Below are 6,232 nucleotides of genomic sequence, written 5' to 3'. Positions count from 1 at the left end.
ACGGCATACGATATCGGTCTCGGCATTCCTGCTGAACCGCTCTTCCGATCTACTGTTGTTTTTTAAGAAAAGTTTCTTCAGGATTATTATTTTCATCTACTAAAATATCAGCAAAAGTAGTATTACTATCCTCACTCCCACCTATTTTTTCCTGCAAAGATAAATCTCTTTTAGAAAGCATATTATTTACTTCAATTACATCCCTAGGAGTTACTTTTAATTCTTGAGAAATTACCTTAAGATTATTATCAGAAAAGTTATTATTAATAACACTTAATTTTTCTTTCATCTTGTTTAAAGAAAAGAATAACCGCTTTCTAGCTAGTAAAGTTCCGGTTTTTACTAAAGACCAAGAATTTAAAATGAAATCGGTAATATAAGCCTTAATCCACCAAATTGCATAAGTAGTAAGTCTAAATCCTTTATGGTAATCAAATTTAGCTACAGCTTTCATTAAACCAATATTTCCTTCAGAAATTAAATCTACCATAGGAAGTCCATAGGATTTATAACCGTAAGCTATCTTTACTACTAAAGGTAAGTGGCTAATTACTAAACTTTGTACAGCTTTTCTATTTTGATGTTCTTGTGCTTCTACAGCTAACCGGTATTCTTCATCCTGAGTTAACATTTTTATTTTAGAAATATATGATAAATAATTTGATAAATCCCTATCTTCAGATAGGCTTACAGCGTAGCTTGACATAATTAATACTCCTATTTAATGTTCTATTATGCAACATATTATTAGATTGCTAAGGCTCTCCATAAGACAAACCTTATCTTGCATAATCACATATTTTTAATATTTTGTCAAGATATTTTTCAGAATAAAAGTTAACCTCTTTAAAAATAACTATTTACTTTTTAAATCAAACAATTTTCCTGCTCTATACTGCATATAAGTAGATTTAAAAAATACATAGGGATCTAAAGCTAAAGCTTCGGCTTGTTTAATATCATCTCTTAGTACAAAATAAGTACTCATTAGTCGCCCTGTGGTTAGTATCCCTGAGGTTGGGGTAATAATTTTATAAAATCCTCCTAATGGATTAATAAAAACATCTATAGCCGTAGTTATCGTAAACCCAGTTATATCTCTTACATTAGTAGGACCAAGTAGCGGTAAATATAAATATACTCCAGTTCCTACTCCATAATATCCCAAAGTTAAACCTAAATCGTTTTTCTTAGATCTTAAACCCATGACAGTAGCGATATCAAAAAAACCTAATAATCCAGTACTGCTATTTATTAAAAATCTAGTAATTCCTATAAAACTATCTTCAATTTTAAGCTGTATTAAATTGTTAACTATATAATAGGGTTCTTGAGTATTTTCAAAGAAATCCTGCAGGGATAAAGATATAACCTTTAAGGGCTTAAGTGGTAAAATATATGCAATACTTTTATCTACTGCATCATTTACCAATAACATATTACGATTAAATTTTTCTAATGGATCATAAATTTCTAAATAACTATTATCCTGATACGAATCCTCTACGCCACCAAATTCATCAGAAGCACAAAAAACTATACCCTCAAAAATAAAGATACAAACTAAAAAGATTATTACTCTTATTTCCAATACTTCCCTATGTTTTTTGTTTCATATGTTATAAACGTCAAGTATAATAAATAATTATACAGAATAAAAGACCAATATTAAAATTAGGAGAATTTCTTTAATGAAAAAGTATTTATCTTTGCTATTTATCTTATTGAGCAGTAATTTACATGCCATTGAAGTATCAGTAAGCATTAAACCCCTACATTCTATAGTTTCTATGGTGGCAAAAGATATCTTTACTCCAATTTTAATAATAACTACCCCAACCTCTCCTCACAATTTTGAACTTAAATTTAAACAAATTACTGCTATAAAAAAATCTAACATAGTTTTTATAGCTGATACTATCTTAGAAACTCCTATTGCTAAAATTGTTAAGCAAACTAAAAAAATTCAACTTATTGAATTTTCTAAATTAGGGAATATACCTTTATATAAATTTTCTAGTTTATCTTTTCAAAAGCTTACATCTTCAGAAAATCATAAACATCATAAACATCATAACCGCCATTATTCTGAACATGATATAGATTATCATGTATGGTTAGATCCAATTTACATGAAAAAAGCCATATTTGAAGTTGCTAAAGTTTTAGCTATGAATGACCCTACAAATCAAACAAAATACTATAGTAACGCAAAATTTTATGCAGCAAAACTAGCAGATTTACATACAGAATATGTTAAAAGTTTAAAGCCTTTTACTAAAAAAAATTTTATGGTTTATCATAATGGTTGGCAATATTTAGAAAAAAGATATAATCTATCTAACAAAGGTGCCATATTAACTAATCATGCAGATCATGATAGTCCTTTTAATTTAAATACAAAAACCCTTATTACCCTTCAGAATTATACAAAAAATGAAAATATTAAATGTATTTTTAAAGAAGTACAATTTAAAGATAAAGCTCTTGATGCTTATATAGAAAAAAATAATATTAAAACTGGTATCTTAGATCCAATTGGGGATAACATTCCGATTGGTATTAATTTATACATAACTCTAATGAAAAATAATTTACAAAGTTTAATATTTTGCTTATCATAGTTATAACTGATATTTAATTAGAAAGATTACACTGGTTATATAATGTTAAATTTTATCAGGGCTTTTTTGGCTTTTTTATGGGTTAGTCCATTTTTATATTTACTATTAGAACTCTCTACAAAAAATTTTATTAAATTAAATAAAACAAGTTTGATATTAATGTTTATTATTTCTTTAATTAGTGCTTTAATTTTATTAATAATGTGGTTAGTAGAATTTAGACGATTAAAAAATATTAACAATTCTTTTAATGCTCTAAGAGAAGGAGATCTAAATAAATTAGATAAAGTTCTTAGCATTTTTGCTATTGATTCTTGTTACGAAGACCAAATTACTTTATTAAAATATGCTGTGGATTCTCAAATGAATTTAGAAATTGTAGCTTATTTATTATCAAAGGGTGGACAAATAGAATATACTAACCATCAAAAATATAACTATAGTTTTACTCTCTTTTATATGATTTCCTATTATAATCATATTGATAATAGGATAGTAAATTATCTATTAAAAAAAGGTGTTAATCCTAGTTTTATTGATAATTCTAAAGGATTTGACGGTTTATCTTTATTACATGTGGCTATTCTAAGAGACAATAAAGATTTAGTAGCTAATTTGCTTAATAATTCTGCTAATATGCATTATTTTGTACCTGATTTAGCAATGAATGCTATTATGTTAGCTAGTAAACATTCACAAAACCATCTGATTTTACAATTACTCATTAATGCCGGTGCTGATATTAATGAACCGAATAAAGATGGCTATACTCCAATATTATTTGCAGCTGAATATAATCCTAATCCTTTAATAGTACAAATTTTAATACAAGAAGGTGCAAGACTGGCTGTATATAAGATAAAAAGCTCTTTATTTAAGTTTAACGAAGTAACTCCTTTAAGATTAGCTGTGGTCAAAAATAATTTAAACGTAATAAAATCTCTAATAGAATTAGGAGATAATATTGAATTTAGAGATTCTTACGGTCTGGGGATCTTATTTTTAGCTGCTGCTCATAATAACGATGTAGAAGTTATACGACTTTTATTATCTAGAGGATTAAATTTAGAAGAAGAAGATTTAGAAGGAACTACACCTCTTATGGGGGCATCATATTTAAATAGTAATCCTAATCTGATAAGATACCTAATTAGGAAAAGTAATCAAACTTTAAAGAATAAGCATAATAAAGAAGGATATACTTTTATAAATTATTTAAAATTAAATCAGAATCTATCAATTGAAGAAAAACAATATATTTTAGATAACATATAATGATGAAAATTTCTATTTTAACACCTTTTTATAATGAAGCATCAGCTATTAAACAATATTTTGATACTATAATACCTATTTTAGAAAAACTTACTACTAACTATGAAATTGTATGTGTAGATGACGGCTCATTAGATAAAACTTTTACTTTATTACAAAAATATCATCAGACAAATCCTAATATTAAGGTTATTAAATTAGCTAAGCGTTTTGGCAAAGAAATTGCTTTATCAGTAGCCTTCGACTATTGTCACGCAGACTGTGCTATTACTCTGGATTCTGATTTACAAGATCCACCTCAATTAATTCCTAAAATGGTAGAAAAATGGCAAGAAGGTTATAAAGTAGTACTTATGAAGCAAACACAAAGAAGTGATAGTAAATTTAGAAATATCATAAGCCGTATTTCTTATACAATAATTGATAAAATTTCTAATAAACAAATACCAAAACATATAGGGGAATTTAGGTTGTTAGATAAAAAAATAATAGAAATCATTAAATCTATCAAAGAAAAAAATCGAATTATGAAAGGTATTCTATCTTTTGCAGAGTTTAAAGCTTATACAATTTCATATAATAGAGTTAAAAGACGTATCGGATATAGTAAATTTAATGCTACTAAACTCTTAAACTATGCCATAGATACAGTATTTTTATACTCTCCTTCACCGGTTAAATTTTTTAGAATACTTTTTGCTATAACTATATTAGGGAGTATTATTAGTCTATTTTATGGTCCGTGGTTAATTAGTCTTACTTTATTTTTCGGTAGTATTAATGTTTTAGGTTTTTATATTTTAGGAGAATATTTAATTAGAATTTTAAAAGAAGCCCAAAATAAGCCTCTTTACATAATTGAGCAAACTTTATTATCCTCTAATCATTAAAATGATAGTTGCATTAATTAACTATTATCTTAAATTACCTGACAAACTAAAGTTTTTATTGGTAGGAGGATATAATGTGGTTTTTTTCTATTTATTATTTAGTATTTTATATTATCTCTTTAATACTAGTATTAGTTACCAAGTTATGTTATTTATAACCTCAGTACTAGGTTCTATACATTCTTACCTTACTATAAGATATTTAGTTTTCCATAGCAAAAGTAATTTTATTAAGGAATTTTATAAAAGTTCTATTATCTATATAATATCCTACTGTCTGAATGTATTATTACTATATATCTTAGTAGAAAGAATACAAATTTTAGTATTAGTAGCTCAGTTTATTGCTAGTATAATCTTATCAATAATTAATTTTATTTTACATAAATACTTTTCATTCAATAAAAATATCTAAGATTAAAGTTAGTTGTTTAAAACTAACTTTATAGCTATTATTTTTTATGGAATTTTTACAGCTACAAGTTTAATCTTAAGTTTATTAATTTCATCTATATAACTACTATCTAAGTTAGAATCAGTTACTATCATATCTACTCTATTTATAGGGGCAATAGAACAAAAACTTCTTTTATTAAATTTAGTAGAATCTGCTATTAAGATTACTTCTTTAGCTTTTTCCATCATTAATTGATTTAATTTAGCTTGATTCTCTGTGGTAGTAGTAATACCTGCCGTAAAATCTATCCCATCACTAGCAAAAAACATTTTAGTAAAATTATAATTATGTAACCCCATTTGAGCATAACTATCACTAAAATTCAAAGATTTATGACGTAAAATTCCACCTAATAGAATAAGATTTATATCACTAGATCTTGCTAATTCATAAGCAATATTTAAGCCATTAGTTAATACTGTAAGATTTTTCTTAACACTTAAAAAATGAATCATCTTAGAAGTGGTTGAACCAGCATCTAAAATAATATTTTCACCATCTTTTACTAAAGAAGCTGCATATTCAGCTATTTTTACTTTTTCTTCAATATTAGTTTTATATTTTTGATATAAAGAGTCTTCTTCTACAAAAGTTTTATTAAACATAGCACCGCCGTAATCTCTAATGATAGTACCTTGTTTTTCTAAAGTTTCTAAGTCTCTTCTAATAGTTACTAAGCTAACACTAAATGCTTTAGCTAAATCTTCTACTTCTATTCTTTTTTCTAATTGTATTCTGTTAGTCATGGCTTGTAACCTAACTAATTTTCTTTTTTGCATCATAATCACCTTACATAAATATTTATTACTAAGTATTTTAGTATACTATAACTATAGTAAGGCAAACAACAATAAAAAACATTTTTAACATAAAATTTCTGTTAATTTTAGATTATTAACAACAAAAATTACAACTAATCACCTAAATATTATACAAATAGTAGATAGTATAGCTCAAAGATCGGAAGAGCGGTTCAGCAGGAATGC

General features: G+C 26.0%; 6 protein-coding genes. 4 read left to right on the top strand and 2 right to left on the bottom strand.

Annotated features, from left to right (window positions below; genetic code table 11):
- Positions 1 to 856 precede the first annotated feature (856 nt).
- Entirely contained in the window at positions 857 to 1,591 is a 735-nt protein-coding gene (locus ACQCX0_RS05415; protein WP_462563149.1) for an MlaA family lipoprotein, read from the bottom strand.
- Between the two features lie 100 nt (positions 1,592 to 1,691).
- On the opposite strand from ACQCX0_RS05415, the gene ACQCX0_RS05410 reads away from it, so the two are divergent.
- From ACQCX0_RS05410 to ACQCX0_RS05395, 4 genes are read left to right on the top strand one after another with little or no spacing between them, the layout of a single operon-like run.
- The gene (locus tag ACQCX0_RS05410; protein ID WP_462563148.1) at positions 1,692 to 2,624 is read left to right on the top strand and encodes a metal ABC transporter solute-binding protein, Zn/Mn family; all 933 of its coding nucleotides are present in this window, start codon (positions 1,692 to 1,694) and stop codon (positions 2,622 to 2,624) included.
- A gap of 42 nt (positions 2,625 to 2,666) precedes the next feature.
- Entirely contained in the window at positions 2,667 to 3,899 is a 1,233-nt protein-coding gene (locus ACQCX0_RS05405) for an ankyrin repeat domain-containing protein (RefSeq protein WP_462563147.1), read from the top strand.
- Positions 3,899 to 4,789: a glycosyltransferase family 2 protein gene (locus tag ACQCX0_RS05400; protein ID WP_462563146.1), complete on the top strand. Its 891-nt coding sequence runs from the start codon at positions 3,899 to 3,901 to the stop codon at positions 4,787 to 4,789. The genes ACQCX0_RS05405 and ACQCX0_RS05400 overlap by 1 nt, the downstream gene beginning before the upstream one ends.
- 1 nt (position 4,790) lies before the next feature.
- Positions 4,791 to 5,204: a GtrA family protein gene (locus ACQCX0_RS05395; RefSeq protein WP_462563145.1), complete on the top strand. Its 414-nt coding sequence runs from the start codon at positions 4,791 to 4,793 to the stop codon at positions 5,202 to 5,204.
- Positions 5,205 to 5,248: 44 nt separating this feature from the next.
- On the opposite strand, the gene agaR is transcribed toward ACQCX0_RS05395, so the two are convergent.
- Positions 5,249 to 6,025 (bottom strand): transcriptional repressor AgaR, encoded by a 777-nt coding sequence (agaR, locus tag ACQCX0_RS05390; protein WP_462563144.1) that lies wholly within the window; start codon positions 6,023 to 6,025, stop codon positions 5,249 to 5,251.
- Positions 6,026 to 6,232 lie beyond the last annotated feature (207 nt).

It is taken from the genome of Candidatus Hepatincolaceae symbiont of Strigamia maritima (assembly GCF_055505085.1).
The sequence above is the reverse complement of the archived record's forward strand: the minus strand, read 5'-3'. Positions and strand labels throughout refer to the sequence as shown.